Origin of the sequence: Spongiactinospora sp. 9N601 (genome assembly GCF_044326295.1) — a bacterium.
Classification (GTDB): domain Bacteria; phylum Actinomycetota; class Actinomycetes; order Streptosporangiales; family Streptosporangiaceae; genus Spongiactinospora; species Spongiactinospora gelatinilytica.
Window position 1 is genome coordinate 23,989 of sequence record NZ_JBIRBB010000034.1, and the last position, 16,723, is coordinate 40,711.

A 16,723-nucleotide genomic window follows, 5' to 3' on the forward strand; every position below is an offset into this window, starting at 1 on the left:
GGCCAAGGTGGACTCGATCAAGCCGATCGGCCGGTCCCTGCACGACTCCGCCCGCGCGGTCATCCCCGGGGGAGTGAACTCCGCCACGCGCTACATGGGCGCGCCCTACGCCTTCACCGCCGCCGAGGGCGCCTACGTCACCGACGCCGACGGCGGCCGCTACCTGGACTACCACGCCGCCTTCGGCGCGGTACTGCTCGGTCACAACGCGCCCGTCGTGAACGAGGCGGTCGCGCGTGCGCTGCGCGGCCCCGACCTCATCGGCCTGGGCGTGACGCCCCCTGAGATCGCGATGGCCGAGCTGGTCACCGAGCTGATCCCGTCGGCCGAGATGATGATCGCGGCGATGAGCGGGTCGGAGGCGACCTCCCAGGCCGTACGGCTGGCGCGGGCCGTGACCGGACGGCCTCTGCTGATCAAGTTCCAGGGGTGCTACCACGGCTGGCACGACTCGGTGGCCAGAAACGTGATCTCCCCGGCCGAACGCGCCTATGGCCGGGACCCGCTCTCGGCCGGGCTGCTCGCCGAGGCCGTGGACTCCACGCTGATCGCCGAGTTCAACGACCTCGAAAGCGTCCGGGCACTGTACGAGACCCACCCCGAGTGCATCGCCGCGATCATCCTCGAACCGATCCCGCACAACGTCGGCGCGCTGCTGCCCACCCAGGAGTTCGTTGAGGGCCTGCGCGCCCTGACGAGCGCGCACGGATCACTACTGATCTTCGACGAGGTGATCACCGGCTTCCGCCACGCGCTCGGCGGCTACCAGCAGGTCTGCGGCGTCACCCCTGACCTGACCGCCTTCGGCAAGGCCATGGGCAACGGCTTCCCGGTGGCCGGGCTGGCCGGGCGGCGGGACCTGATGTCGCGTTTCGAGTCCGACGTGCTGCTCGCGGGGACGTTCAACGGCCACCCCGTCGCCGCCGCCGCGGCCGTGGCCACGATGACCTACCTGCGTGACAACCCGGACTTCTACCAGCGCACGCACCGGCTCGGCGAGCGGCTGCGCGAGGGGCTGCGCGACATCCTCGGCGAGCTGTCCGTCCCCGCGACCGTCGCCGGCTTCGGCGGCGTCTTCGCCGTGTACTTCACCCCCGGCCCGGTCCGCGGCTATCGGGAACTGCTCGCCAACGACGACGACGCCTACCGGGCCTTCCACCGCCGCATGACCGACGCGGGGTTCCTCATGCTCCCGATGTCGCTGAAGCGCAACCATGTCTCCGGGGCGCACACCGACGACGACGTGGACCGCACCCTCGAAGCCGCTCGCGACGTCCTCGCGTCCATGCGCGACGACGGCCTCCTGACCGGCGACCGGGCCCCGTCCGGCCTGGGACGCTGAGCGCGGCCGGACGCGGATGAGGAGGCGCGCGTGCGAGTCGGGTTGTTCGTGACCTGTGTCAATGACACGCTCTACCCCGCGACGGGGCGGGCGGTGGTCACGCTCCTGCGCAGGCTCGGGGTGCGGGTGGAGTTCCCCGAGGCGCAGACGTGCTGCGGGCAGTTGCATCTGAACAGCGGGTACCCACGCGACGCCGTCCCGCTGGCGCGGCGCTTCGGGGCGGTGTTCGGCGGGTACGATGCGGTGGTCGTGCCCTCCGGGTCGTGCGCGGCGATGGTCAGGGAACGGTACCCGCGCCTGACCGGTGACCGCCGGACGACCGGGGCCGCGGCCAGGACCTACGACCTGTCGGAGTTCCTGGTGGACGTGCTGGGCCTGACCGACGTCGGCGCGTGCTTCCCGCACCGGGTCGCGTATCACCCGACCTGCCACTCGCTGCGCGGGCTCCGGACCGGCGACCGTCCCACGCGGCTGCTGCGGGCGGTGCGCGGCCTGGAACTGGCCGAACTGCCCGGGGCCGAGGAGTGCTGCGGGTTCGGCGGCACCTTCGCGGTGAAGAACTCCGGAGTCTCGGCGGCGATGGGCGCCGACAAGGCGCGGGGCGCGACCGCGAGCGGCGCCGAGGTGCTGTGCGCCGCCGACAACTCCTGCCTCGCCCACATCGGCGGGACGCTGCGCCGCCTGGGCGCTCCCGTCCGGGTCGCGCACCTGGCGGAGATCCTTGCCGCCACCGGCCCGGAGCCCGCCCCATGAGCCGGACCTTCGTCGGCATGCCGGCCTTCCCCACGGCGGCGGCACGGGCCCTCGGCGACCGGCGGCTCAGGGAGAACCTGCGGCACGCCACCCACACCATCCGGGCCAGGCGTGCCGAGGTGGTCGCCGAGCGCGCCGACTGGGCCGAACTGCGGGCCGCCGGAAAGGCGATCAAGGACCATACGCTGCACCGCCTGGACCACTACCTGCTCCAGGCGGAGCAGGCGGTGACCGCGCGTGGCGGTACGGTCCACTGGGCCGCCGACGCCGCGGACGCCAACCGGATCGTCACCGGCCTGGTCCGGGCCACCGGAGAGACCTCGGTGGTCAAGGTCAAGTCGATGGCCACCCAGGAGATCGGGCTCAACCGGGCGCTGGCCGCGGCCGGGATCACCGCCTACGAGACCGACCTGGCGGAGCTGATCGTGCAGTTGGCGGACGATCGCCCCTCGCACATCCTGGTCCCCGCGATCCACCGCAACCGCGGTGAGATCCGCCAGATCTTCGCCGACCGCATGGCCGCCTGGGGACGGCCGGCGCCCGATGACCTGTCCGACGACCCGGCCGCGCTGGCCGAGGCCGCCCGCCTGCACCTGCGGGAGCGCTTCCTGTCCACCCGGGTCGGCATCTGCGGGGCGAACTTCCTCGTCGCCGAGACCGGCACGGTCGTGGTGGTGGAGTCCGAGGGCAACGGCCGCATGTGCCTCACTCTCCCCCGCACCCTGATCGGCGTGGTGGGGATCGAGAAGGTCGTCCCGACCTGGCGGGACCTTGCGGTGTTCCTGCAACTGCTGCCGCGCAGCTCCACCGGCGAGCGGATGAACCCGTACACCTCCACCTGGTCCGGCGCGGTGGAAGGCCAGGACTTCCACCTGGTCCTGCTGGACAACGGGCGCACCTCGGTCCTCGCCGACGAGGTGGGCCGCCAGGCGCTGCGCTGCATCCGCTGCTCGGCCTGCCTGAACGTGTGCCCCGTCTACGAGCGGACCGGCGGCCACGCCTACGGCTCGGTCTACCCCGGCCCGATCGGCGCCATTCTGACCCCCCAGTTGCGTGGCATGACCACGGAACTGGACGCCTCGCTCCCGTTCGCCTCGACGCTCTGCGGGGCCTGCTACGACGTGTGCCCGGTCGCCATCGACATCCCCGAGGTCCTGCTGGACCTGCGCGCCAAGGCCGTACTCGCCCGGCCACGCCGCCTGGAACGCCTGGTCATGACCGCCGTACGCTGGGTGCTCACCCGGGCCGCCCGGCTGCGCCGGGTCCAGCGCATGGCGTCCCTGGCCCGCCGCCTGGTCCCCCGCCGCCTCCCCGGCCCCGGCGCGGCCTGGACCGACACCCGCGACCTGCCCGACATCCCGCCCGAATCCTTCCGCCTCTGGTGGAAACGCACGTCAGGGGGCAGGCGGTGAGCGCCCGTGACCGGATTCTCGCCCGTGTGCGAAAGGCGCTGGCGGACGCGCCCGAGCCACCGGAGATCCCCCGCGCCTACCTCACCTCGACCGGACCTGCGGACCTCGTGGCCCTGTTCGCCCAGCGCGTCCGCGACCATGGCGCGACCGTCCAGGTGGTCCCCGACGCCGAACTGCCCGGCGCGGTCGCGCAGGCCCTCACCGCTCGCGCCGCCGCCGTACCGCCGCAGGACGGGGGCGGTACGTACCGGCTCGTCGTCCCCGGCGGACTCCCCGCACAGTGGCTGCGCCCGGGGCCCGCCTGGACGTTCGTACCGGGTGATCCGCCACCGCCCGCCGCCATGCTCGACCGGCAGGACGGCGTGATCACCGGTTGTGTGGTCGCCATCGCCGAGACCGGCACCATTGTGCTCGACCATGGCCCCGGTCAAGGTCACCGCGCGCTCACCCTGGTCCCCGACCACCACCTGTGCGTCGTCACCGCCGAACGGATCGCCGGTTCCGTCCCCGAGGCCGTCGCCAGGCTCGACCCCGCCCGCCCTCTGACCTGGATCAGCGGCCCCTCCGCGACCAGCGACATCGAACTGAGCCGGGTCGAGGGCGTACACGGCCCGCGCTCCCTCGACGTCATCATCGTCGGCGGCCCGGCCGCCCCCGCCGGGCGTTGACATGGAACGGCATTTCGCATTCGATCTCGGGCAAGCAGGAGGTAGACATGCGGAAATTCTCACGCTGGTTGCTCACGGTCGCCCTGGGTGCGGCCGTCGTCTCCGGGGCCGCCGTACCGGCACGGGCCGACGGCCCGTCGATCGGGGATCCGGGCACGCCCGACGTACGGATCGAGGCCCCCGAGCCCGGCGGATGTCAGCCATGGGACCCCATGCTGGGAACGGATGCGGCGACGAACCGGAAGGCCAACGAGACCGTGCCGTGCGGGTGGTTCCCGTCGATCGCCCGGCTTGCCAACGGCGACCTGTACGTCGCCTACTCCTATGGCCCCAGCCACTCCAACACAAGCAAGATCGCCGCGCGCCGGAGCACCGACGGCGGCCGCACCTGGTCGGCCCGGCAGATCATCGTGGACGACCCCGCGATCCCCGATGAGAAGGAGCCGAGCCTCACCGTGCTGCGCGACGGCAGGCTCCTCATGACGTACTACGACTACGCGCCCGCCCGACCGAACAAGCACCGCCGCCAGGTCTACCTGCGCAGTTCCTCCGACAACGGCGCGACGTGGTCGGCCCCCACCACCCTGGACTCCTCCGTCTGGGACTTCCCCACCAGCCAGATGGCGTCCGACGGGGAACTGGTCGAACTGGACGACGGCACCCTGCTCCTGCCGGTCTACACGATCCGCGCGACCGACGGATCGCTCGGAACGTGGGGAGTCCATGTGCTGCGCAGCGACGACGGCGGCGTGACCTGGAACCGGTCCGACGAACGCGTGGTGATGTGGGACGGCACGTCGGGCACGATCGGCTACTCCGAGCCCGCGCTCGCGGACCTGGGCGGCGGGCATGTCCTGCTGCTCGCCCGCACCGCGGGCAACCCGAGCGGGACGATGCGGCAGAGCGAGTCCTTCGACTATGGTGCGACCTGGACCGCGCCGGTGGACGTGCCCGGGCTCAAGGGCCACGCCCCGCACTTCCTCAAGCTGCGCAGCGGCGCCCTGTTCCTCACCTACGGCGATGTGTCGGGGGCGTTCGCGTCGTCGCGGCCGGTGGTCGGCAGGTTCTACGACCAGGTCGCCGGCTGGGGCGCGACCACCGGGAAGATGATCTACAAGACGCCGCGGACGCCGCAGCCGGGTTGGGTCTACTTCCCCTCCTCCGACATGTCCTACCCCGGAAGCGTCGAACTCGACGACGGCACGATCTTCACCGTCTACTACGACCGGCTCGAAGGCATCATCGGCGGCACCTACACGCGTCCCACCGAGAAGCGGCTCGACCTGTGGGGGATGTACCAGGCGGGACAGGCGACCATCCAGACCGACCTGACGGTCACCGCGGCGAGCCGCCCCTCGCTCCAGCCGTACGGGCCGATCGACAGGAGCATCGACTACTGGCACTCGGCCGCCGCGGACGGCCCGGCCCCGCCCGTGCAACGCTGGACCCTGACGCTCGATGACGACTACCGGATCGGCGAGGTGGGCGTGGTGCTCAAACCCGGATACGCCGAGTCGGCGACGGTCGAGACGGCGGTCACCACCGACTGGCGGACCGTACGGACGTACACGATGCGCCGCACCGACGACTACGACTGGACGCCTGCGGGCGGCCTCCCGGCCCGCCACCTGCGCGTCTCGATCACCGACAGCCGGGGCAACGGCGACGCCCTCCTCACCGAGGTGGCCGTACGGACCTGGCCCACCACCTTCGACCGGGCTCCCTGACCCCGCAGCCGGCTACGGATCCGGCAACGATTCTCATCGTTGCCGGATCCTGGAGACGCGTGCGGCGCCTGGCCGTGGAACGATGCCGGAAATGACCAGCTCGCTTCGGCCACCGGCGCGTGAGCCAATTTTCGCGGCCGGCGAGCCACCCGGCAGTTGACCGCCGACCCAGCGATCGACGGGCCTTCGCCCAAGGCCGGGTAGTTAGGGCCTGGCGTTGCGGCGCAAGGGCGTCTCACGGAGTGAACGGGGCGTAAACGAAGGAGCGGAGCTCCGGTAGAAGGGCTTTCGACCAAGATCGCTCTTCGTGAGGAGACTCCGTTGTCCGCACAGTCTTCCATCACCCGTCGTGTCACGGTAGCTGAGCTTGATTTTTAACCTGTCTGACCGAGCCGGGCGGCGAGCGTGGTCTCGCGTTTGATGGTCTTGCCGACGTCGTAGCGGGGTGTGGGCCGGCGGTTCGTGGACCCGGGTGGGCGTCCGGGGCCTGGCTTGCCGGGTTTCGGTGCACTGGCGGGACGTGGTCCGCACACGGATGTTCCGAAAGCCTCGCCGGACCCGGGCGGGTGTGAGGCGATCGGGCGGGACGGGTCGTTCCCACGGGCGGCGCAGATCTTCGGCCAGACCGCGAGCCAGGCGTAGTTGCGTATGCGCGATGATGATCAGCCCGGTCCACCGGTCGGCGGCTTGCGGCGTGCGGGTCTTGGGCACGGTCCAGCCCAGGACCTGCTTGAAGAACCGGAAGGTATGCTCAAGATCGAAACTGCGCAGGAATGCCCGCCAAGGCCGATCGACCTGGTCGGCGGTCAGGCCGGTGCGTGAGGACCACAACCACACCGGCTTCGGGTCGGCGTTGCCGGGCAGACGCTCGACCTGCAACCGGATCAATGATCCTTCCAAAACCGGCAGCTCGCCCACGTGATCGAGCCAGGCCGCGCGATGGGCGAGCCGCGGATGCAACCGATCCCAGCAGGTGACGGCGGCGGTGCCGTAACGAGTGGTGGCGGTGGCCGTGGTGACATGGGGTGTGGCCCAGGTGGCCGGGTCGCCGAGCGCGAACGGGCCGCCGTGCCTGGGCGGGCGCCCGTTGGCCCCGGGCCGGCGTGGTGGTGCCGGTAACTGCAAAACCCGGTCCGAGCGGATCCGGCCCAGCAGTTCCACGGGCAGGCCGGCGAGCAGGAACGCCAGCCGGGTCACGTCGTAACCGGCATCGGCCACGATCAGGATGTCCGCATCCCCATGGTTCCACTGGCCGGCGTCCATCAGCCGCTGGACCACCTCACGTAGTTGAGCGGCGGTGATCGCGGTCGCGTCATCCTCAGGTCCCAGGCGGATCGCGTCCAGCACCGCCGTCCAGGAGGTACGGCCGCTTTCCAGCGCCGCGACGAACGAGTACGGCCAGCCGGGGATGAACTGCGAGGCACTCCTGGCTCGCCCGTACACATGGCAGAACAGCCGCTCGGCGCTGGTCGGAGCATCCGAACGCAACCACGGACTGACATCGACCGCCAGCACGATCCGCCCGCGCCGCCGCGCTGCAGCGGCGGCTGGCGTACGTGCCCGGCGATGTGGAGCTGTGGCCCAACCTCACCGGCGGAGAGGCCATCGACTTGCTCGGACGACTGCGCGGCGGCCTCGACCCGCGCCGCAAGGCGCCCTGTGGCGCGCTCTTCGATGGGAAACGGCTCCTTGACCGTCCGCAGCCGCGACCACCTGACCGCACTGTGTGAGGGGTGCCCGCAGCGGCCGTTCGTGGAAGAAGAGCTATGGGTGGGCAAGGTCGGTCGCGCGCTGGGCCCACACCCCGAAGTTCTGTCGTTTGAGCATTGGCCGGCCTCGCCGGGCTGAGCCCGCAGCAGATCGAGCGCGCCATGCAGTGGCAGAACGAGCAGGCCGGTGAGGATCCGTGATGAGGGAACCAACCCGATCTGTCACCCTCCGCATGTCAATGATCACTGATACGCAAGGGGGGCGGGCCGGCCGAGGGAAAATCGGAGCACCAGACCGGACTCGAGGTGAGGCCGTCTCGCCCTTCCTCAAGGAACGGAACATTAGGACCGCGCCGCCGCGGTTCAGGCCGCCTGCGGCGAGGCGCTGGGCGCGCGGCGCCACGATCTCACCTTCGCCTAGGTCGGCCGCCTGCTGATCAGCTCTGTTGGCTACATTATCCCGGTGGACGCGCAGGTGGGGCGCGTAGCCTCGGCGAGGGACCGGAGGAAAGCCACGCGGCTGTGTCGGGAGTGGATGCGGGGACGCCGTGACCTGCCGTACGGTGGCCCCCTTTGAGCACTTCGAGCCCGAAAAGCGGAGGAGGCCATGGCTATGTGGTCAACGTCCAAACCGGCAAGGTCCGCCAGGTGGTGCCGCCAACCGGCGGGCATGGCCGCCAAGCCGGCCCGACCTTGGCCCGCGAGCCTATGAGCCACCCCTCGGCTGCAAATACCGCAAAACTCTATTTGCAAATTAACCTTTGCGGTCTACCTTGGGCGGCGTGGAAAGAAGGCTCCGCGCGGAGGCGCAGATCCAGAAGATCGAGAGGCAGGACTAGCTCAGCGAGCGACAGATCAAGGAGTTGATCCCGGCGATGACCGGCATGGTACAAGATCCTCAAGCAGGCTGACCCTCACGACCGCAACGAGCTGTACAGCAAGATGGGCCTGCACCTCGTGTACGAGCCCTCGGAGAGGGTTGTCACTGTCGAGGCGAGGCCCAGCATGTACCAGAGTGCGTGTCCGAGGACTGAGCCCCACCGGACGCACATGGCCCGCTTGTACCCCCCAGTACCATTCACTACATCCACATCGTCTGATCGTCCTCCCGGATGCATGTGTGAGCTTGCCTTGCCAGAAACCCTCTGGTCGGAGACCAGCGGTCAAATCGGAATTGGTCAGTCACGAAGGCCTCCCCGAACGCTGGATCTGAGCGCGGCTGGTCCGTTGATCGGCGCCGTGCGTGCCAGATTTCGGCATGGTCATGCGTTCCTTGATGATAATTCGCTACCGCCCACAATGTGAGTAGCGGCCAGCGGCCCCATTGCTGAGTGTCAGCATTGTCGCCATTCCTCCTGGAATGGCGACATTTGATTGACGTATAGCGCGACATTCGTCCCTAGGCAACGTGTGCGGGCGGCAGATCGGCTCGACACCGAACACGCCGGAGTGCTGGTCAATCAAGGTCACGGGTGTGGCCGGTCGAGCTCGGCCGCGAAGAAGGCCGACAGGCGTTCAAGATCTCGTTGGCGCGCCGGAGTTCGGCGTTCCCCCGGCGCAGCCGCTTCAATTTGGCCGACTCGTCGCCGGCGCGGCCGGGCCGGCTGCCCTCATCGATCTGGGGCGGGCGGACCCAGGTGCGCAGTGTCTCCGCAGTGCCGATGCCGAGCTTGGCCGCCACCGCGTTGATCGTGGCCCACTCGGTCGGGTAATCCGGTCGCACCTCGGCGACCATCCGTACCGCCCGGCGGCGCAGCTCGGCGGGGTAGGGAGACTTACCTGGCATGAACTCGATCCTCTCAAGAGATCAAGTCTCCACCGAACCCGGGGTGATTCACGGCTGAGTTTGGGTGAACGCGCGGATACAGAGGTTGAAGAGTTGAGGTGTATCGGCGTAGTTGCATGCTTTTCTGCCGGTCGGTGAGTATGCCGGAGGTATGCGGTATCCAGATGGTGGTGGCCTGACCCCGGCCGCCAGAGCCAAGCGCGAGCAGGTGCGCATGCACGCCGGGGAGTTATTCGCCGCGGGCGTTGCGCCCTCGCACGTCGCCAAGCGGCTGAGAGTGTCGCGCAAGTCCGCCTACGCCTGGCATCGCGCCTGGCAGGCCGGCGGAGTGCAAGCGCTGCGCTCGAAGGGAGCGAGCGGGTCGTCGTGCCGGTTGAACGAGCAGCAGCTGGGACGTCTGGAGGATGCCTTGGACGCCGGTCCGGCCGCCTGCGGGTGGGCTGAGGATCAGCGCTGGACGCTGGCGCGGGTGGCGGCGCTGATCGACCGGTTGTTCCGGATCTCCTACACCCTGCGCGGCGTGTCTTACCTGCTGCACCGGCTCGGCTGGAGCCCGCAGGTACCCCCGGCGCCGGGCAGCCGAGCGCGATGAGGAGGCCATCGCCACCTGGATCAAACAGACCTGGCCGAGCGTGGAAAGACCGCCTGGGACCAGGACGCGTGGATCTGCTTCGAAGACGAGGCAGGCCAATCACTGAGGCCGCCCAAGGCCCGTACCTGGTCCCGCCGGGGATGCACCCCGGTCATCACCGTCACCGGCAAGGGCTCCGGACGCGTTTCGATAGCCGGCCTGTTATGCCTCAGAGCCGGGCACCGCACCCGCCTGATCTACCGCATGCTGCTGTATCGGGGCCGCCGCGGGGAGAAGGGCTTTCGCGAGGCCGACCACGCCCGCCTGCTGGATGCCGCCCACCAGCGGCTGGGCGGGCCGATCGTGCTCGTCTGGGACAACCTGACCGCCCATCGGGACGCGTCGATGCGCCGGCTGATCGAGTCCCGCTCCTGGCCGGCCGTGTTCTACCTGCCCTCTTACGCGCCCGAACTCAACCCGGCCGAGAACGTGTGGTCCCACCTCAAACGCAGTCTGGGCAACCTCGCTCCCGCTACCCTCGACCAACTCGCCGCGTTGATCCGCACCCGGCTCAGGCGGATGCAGTACCGATCCAGCCTGCTGGACGCCTTCATCGCACACACCGGCCTGACCGTCACCGGGGCTCACCATGAACCCTGACCTTTCAATCTCTGTAGCAGCGTCACAGTCTCCTCGACATGGTGCCAGACGGTTGTTGTTGACACGCCGAACCCGGTCCCGGCCATGTGGAAGGTTTCGCCTTTGCACAGGTAGACCAGGACCAGCATGGCTTGTCTGCTGGGGTTGAGCCGTCGATAGGGCGAGCGGATCGCCTTGCGGTGCCGTCGGGCGATGCCGGTCACGTAGTTGAGGCCTGGGAGGACACATCGGCGACGGCACGGTAGAACAACACCTGGGCCCCTGGTTCAGTTGGATTGTTCTTGGTCGATCAGCCGTCTACCAGGGTTCTCTTGCGTCATCGACCGTCCTGCGAACCGCGATCACACCGTGATCGTGGCACCAAGGAGGGATGGAAAGCTTCATTGCTTCATAGCGCGCCGGAAAGGGTGTATAAAGCGGCTGACACGTTGAAATACCTCTGCGGAGTCCTGACGAATTGAGCCACCGGCCAGGTTGCGCGTATTTTGCGCAAAGAACTTGAGGGCTACCGAGCATAACCATCCCATATCGAGGCGGTCGATCTCGCATGCGTCCATGCGCTGTGAAATAGCAGCCGGTAACCAGTTCCCTAGCAACAGCATTGAGTAGAAAGGGGCTGGAGGTGCTCAGTTATCGCCACATCCGCTGTGAGTGGGGCGGTATCATGTTGATCATGTCGAGCGGAGCACGAGCCTTACCTGGCTGGTTCATCTATGAGCAGAGTGTCGCAAGCCTTCTCGCGCATATGGACGCGCACGCTATTGTTGAGCACCATGTCAGTGTTATCGGAAGACTGAGCAGGCGGCCGCGTCAGGTCGATATCAGAGTGACCGGGACCATCGCCGGATGCAAGGTCGTCATCGCTGGGGAATGTAAACATCTGTCGAACGTTGTTGGCATCGACGTGGTAGAAGGCTATCTAGCCAAGCTCGAGGACGTCGGAGCGGATCTCGGGTTTCTGGCATCGTCGTCAGGTTTTACGGACCCAGCCCGTAGGCGCGCCGAAAGTTCCTGTTGCCCGAGGCTGTTGCTGCGACAATTCTCGTTCCCGGAAGACGCAACGCTTACAACTCTGGTAGATCTGGAGCGGCGCTATGTCGACCTGTATCTGGCCCTTGACAACGACATCCTCGATGATCAGGAGGCCTTCAAGCTTTCTCGTCAGTTTGACGCCGTGGCGCGACAGCTTCGCCTCTTCGGAAGCTCCGGGGCAAACGTGCTGGCTTCGGCTCGTGGCTGAGCTCGACCTCATAGATCTGGCGCAAGTGGTGGCCGATGTCGTAGACGCTGATGCTGGGGCGTACAAGCTGATCGCCATGTCGCCCAGGCCGCCGGGGATCCGCCCGGCCCGTTTGGGCACCAGCACCGGCTCGAAGGTGCCGGCCCGGTCTGCAGCATGGCCGGCCGCACGGGGCCTACCCAGGTCTACACCGTCTTGCCGATCTTGCCGTTGCGGGAGTTCCGCGAGCATCGAGTCCTGGCCGATCAGCCGCAACCCGCCCGACCCGGTCTTGTGGCCCGGGATCGCGGACTTCCTGGCAGGTGACCGCGCTATCGCGTAATAGCTGCTGTGACCAGAAACGATCACCGGGTTGGGTGTGCGTCTCAACCTGCCGGCGCGAGGGGACGGTCGCCCCAGCGGATGCCCTTCTGGCTGCGGATGCGGGCGGTGACCGTTTCGAGGTCCACGAGCTGTCGAGGTCGTGCTCTCTGAGGAGGAGCGCATCGAGTTATCGCGTCAGGCGGCGGGCGGGGTGGGCGCCCGGGTGGCTGAGCGTGCCCAGATCGTCCTGTCCTGTGCGGGTGGTGCGTCAAGTACTCGGGTGGCGGCCGACCTGGGTGTGAACGTGGCGACGGTCCGCAAGTGGCGTTCACGGATTGCGGCAGCGGCCCTCAAAGCCGATTCTCGTTGAAGGAGGGCTCATCCGGGTGACGGCCTTCGACTCCAGCTGAGCAAGATCGAAACCGGTGGGGAGGGCATGGACACATGCCCCGCCCGACCCTGCCGACGTACTCCCAGCTGATGCCCCGGATTCGGCATCACGTGTGACCACCAACTCCGGAACCCGGGCATAAGATTCCGCCCATGTCACGTGTGCGCCTGACCCGAAAGTCCGCACCACAGCCTGACGTGCCTGTCCTGCGGAGTCTCGGACCCACGTACGAAGAGAACCTGCATGGGCGGCACACAGCGGTCCTCCTCAATGTTCTGACCGGCAGGTCCGCGAGCCCCGCGAGGAACATCGCGCTCGCGGGGCACTATGGCAGCGGAAAGAGCAGTGTCATTTGTGGTGTCCAGGCGGGTCTGGACAAGCGGAAGGTCAACTGGGTCAATCTTTCGCTGTCGAGCCTGGGCATCGACGACACGAAGCGGGCGCGTATCCAGAGTGACGAGGCGCTCGCGCCACTGACGAACCTCATTCAAAAGGAGATCGTCAAGCAACTGCTGTACCGGAAGCCGCCTGCGGACATGCCGGGGTCGAGGTACTTCCGTATCGACTCCTTCAGGCCCTGGTCGGCTGCGATCTGGGCTGCCCTGGTCGCTGTGGGGTTCTTTGTGGTCGCGGTCCTGCTCGGGCTGGTGGATCGCGTGGAGAAGATGGGGCCCCAGGCCGTTGTGACCAGTCATGACTGGGTGCCGTGGGTCATCGTCGTTGGGCTCGGCGTGTTCGTGGGCATGATCTGGTTCCTGGGTTTGCGCGCTCTTCAAAGCCGGGTGCGGGTGGAGAGCGTCTCGGCGGGCGGAGCGGCCGTCACGCTGAGCGCGAAGGAGAACTCGTATTTTGATGAATATCTAGACGAGATCGTCTACTTCTTCCAGAAGACGCGGACTCAGGTCGCGATTTTTGAGGACCTGGACCGGTTCGGGGACCCTCACATCTTCGAGACGCTACGCGAACTGAACACTGTCCTGAACAACTCCGAGCAGATTAAGTCACGGCCGGTTCGGTTCGTGTATGCGGTCCGTGACAGCATCTTCGAGCGGCTCACAGTCGAGGCCGCCCCGGATGGGGATGCAGATGTAGATGCCGATGCGCTAGCGCTTCGTGCATCCGTTCTGGAGTCCGCTCCGTCGGCGAACAGGACAAAGTTCTTTGACCTAGTTGTCCCGATGGTTCCGTTCATCACGCACCGGTCGGCGCGGGATCTGTTGATGGCGGAGTTCGCCGAATCGGATGAGCGGCCTTCGATTGCACTGGTGAATCTGGTTGGCGGGCGTTTGACCGACATGCGCCTGATTCGCAACATCCGCAATGAGTTCGAGATCTATCGTGCTGCGGTCCTGGGGGAGAACGGGCTCAAAGGCCTGACAGCGGACCGACTGTTCGCGATGATGGTTTACAAGAACTTGCATCTGGAGGACTTCGAGGCCATACGGCTTGGTACGAGCAAGATCGACGAGTCCTACCGGGCTTTCCGCGACATGGTCACGTATCAGACGGGCCACCAGGCGACGGTAAGCATGGAAGCGCTAGACCGGATTGAGTCGAACGCCTTGTGGGACAAGCACGCGAAGGCCGCCGGCGAACTGCTCCAGAAGGTGCTGAAGATCGTCCACCGGGCGTTGCGGAGTGGTGGCGAGCTGGCCCTTTGGTATCAGTCGGAGCGTTACCCGCTCGAGGCCCTTACGTCCGGTGACTTTTGGAGGTCGCTGCACAAGACCCGCAAAGAGGTGAACCTTGTCCACCCTAACGCGAGACACGGTGGTCTCACCTTGCCGTTTGATGAGGTGATGGCGCTGGTCGGAAATGGACCCGCTGCGCTGGTGGATGCCGATGTCGCACGTCTCCAGCGCGTCTCCCGATCTGCGCGGGAGACCAAGGACTTCGTCGCGAAGGCCACGATGGCGCAGCTCATGGCCAGGACGGACCTAGTCATGCCCGCCGACGGCGGCGTAGAGCGCAACCTGGATGCCATCGTTGCCGACCTCGTGTCGCCATTGGCCCGCGACCTCCTTGCAAAGGGCTACATTGATGAGAACTTCACTTTGTACTGTTCGGACTATCACGGCATCGCTATCAGCGTCAGCGCCATGAATTTCATCCTCCATTGCGTCCAGGCCGACCGCGCAGACTACCGCTTCCGATTCGACGAGGCTGCCTCCATCGATGCGGTTGAGAAGGAAATGGGCGCTCGCTTCCTCGGCAGCGAGAGTGCCTTCAACATTGAAGTCTTCGACCATTATCTATCCACGTGCCCCGAGCGGCTCGACAGAGCTTTCGATAGGCTTATCGCGCGTGCTGAGGTCGATTCCTCGTTTATCGATGTGTACCTCATGGATGGCGAGTCCGGGGCACTCTTCATAGAACGGCTGTCTCCTCGATGGAAGGGCGTGTTCGTCCATCTGGTCGAGAAAGCCTCGTTCGACCTGCCAGCGGTCACTGCACTTGTCGATGCCGCTGTCCGAAGCGTTGATCGAGACGTCGACTACGACTCCTCAGACAGGGTGGAAGAGTTCCTCTCGGAGCACTACGCCCAGATGCAGGCATTCACCGGCAGCGTGGGGACATCAAAGGCGGCTGACCTGGCAGTCCTGATTCGTCGTCTTGGCACCCAGGTGAGCGACCTCACGGTGCTGGGGGACGCACAGCGTAAGGCGGTGGTCGCATCTAGCCAGTACCCGGTCACGAGGACGAACCTGTTCGCGGCCCTCAGTGAAAGCACCCCGCTGGCACTCGACATGGTGAAGGCGACCAACGGGACCGTCTACGAGCACGTACTCAACAACCTGGACAGCTACCTCGATGCCCGTCAGAAGGGCGAAGTGACCGTCGCCGCCAGGGAGAAGTTCGTTGCGGTGCTGAATGATGTTGCCGGTGCCGCCGAATCGTGGGTGCTGCCGGTTGCGGAGGGCGCGTCGCAGACGTGCGAGGTAGCCGACCTGGCTGAACTCGATGAAACGGCATGGACCGCAGTGGTGTCGGCGAGCCGGTTCGCGCCGACCGCCTGGAACGTGAGTCAGTTCGTGGCAAAATTCGGTGTCCGCGAGGAACTGGTGAAGAACCTGAACAGCATCGATCTCACTGAGGTCGAGGTGATGAAGGAGGAGTCCAGGTACGACCTCGGGTATGCGCTGACACATGCCGAGGACCTGGACCCGGCAACGAGGGTCCGGTTGGTGAAGCAGCTCGAGCTCTCCGGCGGACTGGATCCCGAACGCTTGACCGGCGCCGGGCTCGAGCTGCTCCCGGCGCTGCTGGCCGCCGAATTGGTACCCGATTCCGCCAGGACATATGCGCCTTTGAGCGGTAGTCCGTTCTGGATCCGCGAGGAGTACTTCGCGGCGTCCAAGAGCCTGGCGTCCTACGTGTGTGAGCTTCCTCTATCGAGCGACGACCTGCCCAAGCTCATGCGGAGTCGGCGTGTGGCACCGACCGTCAAGCGGGCAATCGTCGAGGACGTGGAGTACATACACGGCCGGTTGTCCCAGCAGGGTGCCATCGCGATCTGCGAGTGGGCGGGCAGGGGCAACACGGTCTCGGTGGATCTGCTGGTCAAGCTCAGCGAAGCCGGAGCGCCCGCCGAGCAGATCCTGGGTCTGCTGGAATCCCACCTTTCTGACATTGAGCTACCGGTGTTGGACCAGGTTCTTGTGGCGCTCGGCGACGAGTACGAACCGCTCACCAGGGTCGGCGCCCACCGCCCGAAGCTGAAGGAACTGGACGGGACCGAAGAACTGCTCAATGAACTAAAGCGCCGCGGCCGAGTCAGCTCGTTCAGTCGCGCGGTGCTTGGCGGCTTCCGGGTCAACATGCGTCGTTGACCCCCCGATGGCTGGTAACCCGCTCACGCGCGTGGTGGCAGTTGAGCAACGCCGAACAGGCCGCCCGCACGCTGATGACCGCCTACAGGCAGGCACCGCTAGGGCGTATATCGAAGTCTTGTGAGCCGGGCGTACGACGGTGTGAGTGTCCCAACGTGGCACGTTCAGTCCGGACGGCACTCGCCTGGCCACTGCCAGCGCTGACTAGTGCTGTGACCGGAAACGATCACCGGGTTGCGTGACGTTTCAGGCTGCGGGTTCGAGGGGCCGTCCGCCCCAGCGGATGCCTTTCTCGCTGCGGACACGGGCGCGTTCGCGACGTTGGGCGGCC

General features: G+C 66.9%; 11 protein-coding genes and 3 pseudogenes. 11 read left to right on the top strand and 3 right to left on the bottom strand.

Going from position 1 to position 16,723, the window contains the following annotated elements; translation table 11 throughout:
* The first annotated feature begins 7 nt into the window (after positions 1-7).
* Genes ACH34R_RS42765 through ACH34R_RS42785 form a run of 5 tightly spaced genes read left to right on the top strand, consistent with a single transcriptional unit; the run spans position 8 to position 5,902 of the window.
* The gene (locus ACH34R_RS42765; protein ID WP_397567348.1) at positions 8-1,342 is read left to right on the top strand and encodes an aspartate aminotransferase family protein; all 1,335 of its coding nucleotides are present in this window, start codon (positions 8-10) and stop codon (positions 1,340-1,342) included.
* A 30-nt stretch (positions 1,343-1,372) separates the two neighbouring features.
* A complete protein-coding gene (locus ACH34R_RS42770; RefSeq protein ID WP_397567349.1) occupies positions 1,373-2,095 on the top strand; it encodes a (Fe-S)-binding protein in 723 nt (240 codons plus the stop codon).
* Positions 2,092-3,507: a lactate utilization protein B gene (locus ACH34R_RS42775; RefSeq protein ID WP_397567350.1), complete on the top strand. Its 1,416-nt coding sequence runs from the start codon at positions 2,092-2,094 to the stop codon at positions 3,505-3,507. The genes ACH34R_RS42770 and ACH34R_RS42775 overlap by 4 nt, the downstream gene beginning before the upstream one ends.
* A complete protein-coding gene (locus ACH34R_RS42780) occupies positions 3,504-4,175 on the top strand; it encodes a lactate utilization protein C (protein WP_397567351.1) in 672 nt (223 codons plus the stop codon). The genes ACH34R_RS42775 and ACH34R_RS42780 overlap by 4 nt, the downstream gene beginning before the upstream one ends.
* A 47-nt stretch (positions 4,176-4,222) precedes the next feature.
* Complete coding sequence (locus tag ACH34R_RS42785; RefSeq protein WP_397567352.1) at positions 4,223-5,902, top strand: sialidase family protein; 1,680 nt, start codon at positions 4,223-4,225, stop codon at positions 5,900-5,902.
* A gap of 204 nt (positions 5,903-6,106) precedes the next feature.
* On the opposite strand, the pseudogene ACH34R_RS42790 reads toward ACH34R_RS42785, so the two are convergent.
* Positions 6,107-7,426 (bottom strand): annotated as a pseudogene (locus tag ACH34R_RS42790) (transposase); the annotation flags it as partial.
* Positions 7,427-7,428: 2 nt separating this feature from the next.
* Here ACH34R_RS42790 and ACH34R_RS42795 point away from each other — a divergent pair.
* Positions 7,429-7,557 (top strand): annotated as a pseudogene (locus tag ACH34R_RS42795) (ABC transporter ATP-binding protein); the annotation flags it as partial.
* Positions 7,558-9,030: 1,473 nt separating this feature from the next.
* Here the strand turns inward: ACH34R_RS42795 and ACH34R_RS42800 are convergent.
* Positions 9,031-9,397: pseudogene (locus ACH34R_RS42800) on the bottom strand (IS3 family transposase); the annotation flags it as partial.
* Between the two features lie 151 nt (positions 9,398-9,548).
* Between ACH34R_RS42800 and ACH34R_RS42805 the strand changes: the two are divergent.
* Positions 9,549-9,989 carry a winged helix-turn-helix domain-containing protein gene (locus ACH34R_RS42805; protein ID WP_397567353.1) on the top strand — a complete coding sequence of 147 codons (441 nt, stop codon included), beginning with the start codon at positions 9,549-9,551 and terminating at the stop codon, positions 9,987-9,989.
* Between the two features lie 102 nt (positions 9,990-10,091).
* A complete protein-coding gene (locus ACH34R_RS42810) occupies positions 10,092-10,628 on the top strand; it encodes a transposase (protein ID WP_397567357.1) in 537 nt (178 codons plus the stop codon).
* Here the strand turns inward: ACH34R_RS42810 and ACH34R_RS42815 are convergent.
* Entirely contained in the window at positions 10,613-10,831 is a 219-nt protein-coding gene (locus tag ACH34R_RS42815; protein WP_397567354.1) for a transposase family protein, read from the bottom strand. The two genes, ACH34R_RS42810 and ACH34R_RS42815, sit on opposite strands and share 16 nt — an antisense overlap.
* Positions 10,832-11,250: 419 nt before the next feature.
* Here ACH34R_RS42815 and ACH34R_RS42820 point away from each other — a divergent pair, with 419 nt between their 5' ends.
* From ACH34R_RS42820 to ACH34R_RS42830, 3 genes are all read left to right on the top strand, one after another.
* Positions 11,251-11,868, top strand: a complete 618-nt coding sequence (locus tag ACH34R_RS42820; RefSeq protein ID WP_397567355.1) for a restriction endonuclease — start codon at positions 11,251-11,253, stop codon at positions 11,866-11,868.
* Between the two features lie 526 nt (positions 11,869-12,394).
* Positions 12,395-12,541, top strand: a complete 147-nt coding sequence (locus tag ACH34R_RS42825) for a helix-turn-helix domain-containing protein (protein WP_397567358.1) — start codon at positions 12,395-12,397, stop codon at positions 12,539-12,541.
* Positions 12,542-12,714: 173 nt separating this feature from the next.
* The gene (locus ACH34R_RS42830) at positions 12,715-16,392 is read left to right on the top strand and encodes a hypothetical protein (protein ID WP_397567356.1); all 3,678 of its coding nucleotides are present in this window, start codon (positions 12,715-12,717) and stop codon (positions 16,390-16,392) included.
* The last annotated feature ends 331 nt before the right edge of the window (positions 16,393-16,723 follow it).

Coding starts and splice junctions, on each gene's coding strand:
- ACH34R_RS42830 (WP_397567356.1), top strand. CDS start 12,715: ATGTCACGTGTGCGCCTGACCCGAAAGTCCGCACCACAGCCTGACGTG.
- ACH34R_RS42775 (WP_397567350.1), top strand. CDS start 2,092: ATGAGCCGGACCTTCGTCGGCATGCCGGCCTTCCCCACGGCGGCGGCA.
- ACH34R_RS42805 (WP_397567353.1), top strand. CDS start 9,549: ATGCGGTATCCAGATGGTGGTGGCCTGACCCCGGCCGCCAGAGCCAAG.
- ACH34R_RS42785 (WP_397567352.1), top strand. CDS start 4,223: ATGCGGAAATTCTCACGCTGGTTGCTCACGGTCGCCCTGGGTGCGGCC.